The following is a 1,880-nucleotide window of genomic DNA, read 5'->3' on the forward strand; positions in this document are numbered from 1 at the left end:
GCCAGCATCCCAAGAGGCGACGACTGTCGCATCTCTCTCATGTCGTATGCAAGCTCTTTAGTCATGCCTTTTTCCTTCCGGCTTTGACGACGAAAGCACCGCGTGAAGCTACTGAGCAAACGAGGGAGACAAGGCATTTTGACGACGGCTCCCTTCCCAGACCATCGTCGAAACGGCTGACAGCCGGCGGAGGTGTCTGCGGCGCGGCCGGGCTAAGATTAGCTTGAATGTTGGAGGTGGCCTTGGAAGATTTCCCGCCCTGCTGATAGCTGCTTGGCGCGGCGCAACTCCCATACGGCCAAAGTCACAGCGGCGAAGCCGGGGACCTAGTCTTCTGGGCGTCGCTGTAACGGGGGGTCTGAAGTGTAGACAGATACGGATACGCAAAGAGCCTCGAAAGTTGGATGTTCACGGAGGCCAAGTGGGTTCGGTAGAGCGATAATCTGGCTGAGATCACGTATTGCCGCATGCCCAAGCTCTATTCCTTTATGCGGTCGTTCGTGAATTTCTTTCAGCCATCATTCAAGCTGAAAGAAAGCACCGTGACGGGGCCAAGGTGATCAAGCGCTATCATCGCCCCGCCCAGCCCTATCAGCGGCTGCTTGACGATGCACGCACGCCGGAGGATACATGCCTTTGGCTCAAGGCGATGTACCTGACGCTCGATCCGGTCCGGCTGCTCCGCGACATACGCCTGGCACAAGAGAGATTGGTCGAAATTGCTGACAAGCCTGATGGTTCGCCTGCCACCGACGGCGAGGCCTTACCGCTCGAAGACTTTCTGTCTGGCTTACGGATTGCTTGGCGGGGTGGTGAAGTGAAACCGACTGCCCGCTCCATGCCAGCGGCCAAGCGAGAGCGGCGGAAGCCCGATCCTCTACTCGCCGTCACTGCCGAACTCGAGGAATGGTTCAAGGCGGAGCCTTGGCGAACTTCGCGAGAGTTGCTTGAACGCTTGCAGGTCAAATATCCCGGCGTGTATCCCGACGGCCTCATTCGGACCGTGCAGCGCCGAATGAAAATCTGGCGCAGTACACAGGCCAATGCGCTGGTGTTCGGGCCATTCGCCGATGCCGCGCGGCAGACGGAAATTATTGAGGTCGTGCAGTGAGATCATTACCGAACAATACAGGATCGGCATCCGCGCTCTTACCGCCAGGTTGGCCTTCGACAACCGACCCTACCGGAAAACATGCCCGCTCGCTACAGCGCTATTGAGGGCGCGCTCGCGAGCGGCTTCGCTACCTCCGTCACCTGCACCAGGTGCGGGGACTCGATCGGAACAACCCGTGAGGCATTCGAGAACATCCGAGTGAGGCAGCGGCATTATTCTCTGGGAACACTCTTGGGTGAGGCAATACGGCGTCTCGTCCTGATCGCCGCGCCATAGGTCGCATAACTATCAGGCGCGCAACGGGTTCTGTCAGCAGCTACACCGCATATGGTTCCTTTGCCTGAGGCGGTGAAATCAGAAAGGCCGGCGGATGGATTGGTTGGAATCGGAAATTCTGACGGCACCCTTCACTCTGCATGTCCCACACATCACTCGAAACTGCTTAAATTAAGGCCAATTCTGGCGGGCTCCGCATGGCAAGCGGCAAGCTGGCGAGGCTCTGTGACGGCCTGATGGTCGAGTGCAGACGATTGTCGGCAAGCCGTCGCCATATGGTGTTCGGCCATGCCTTGAGGGCATGATCGGTTCTGGCTTTTGCATGCTGGGCGGCGGTCGGCAGGCATTAGGATCGAGGTTCCGAATTTGAATTTCCGGAGGACCGGCATCGATGTACCCAAGACGGAACCAGCCGCGCGATGACGATTCTCGCGAAGTAAGTGGGTGGATCGAAGGCGTGACCGGAGCTGTCGCGACGGACGCCTGGATC

At 58.4% G+C, this 1,880-nt stretch carries 1 pseudogene; it reads left to right on the forward strand.

The annotated features are described in order from the left end of the window. Nucleotides 1-473 precede the first annotated feature (473 nt). Nucleotides 474-1,111: pseudogene (locus RCCGE510_RS30170) on the forward strand (transposase); the annotation flags it as partial. Between the last annotated feature and the right edge of the window lie 769 nt (nucleotides 1,112-1,880).

The sequence above is a fragment of the Rhizobium sp. CCGE 510 genome (assembly GCF_000292525.1).
GTDB lineage: Bacteria > Pseudomonadota > Alphaproteobacteria > Rhizobiales > Rhizobiaceae > Rhizobium.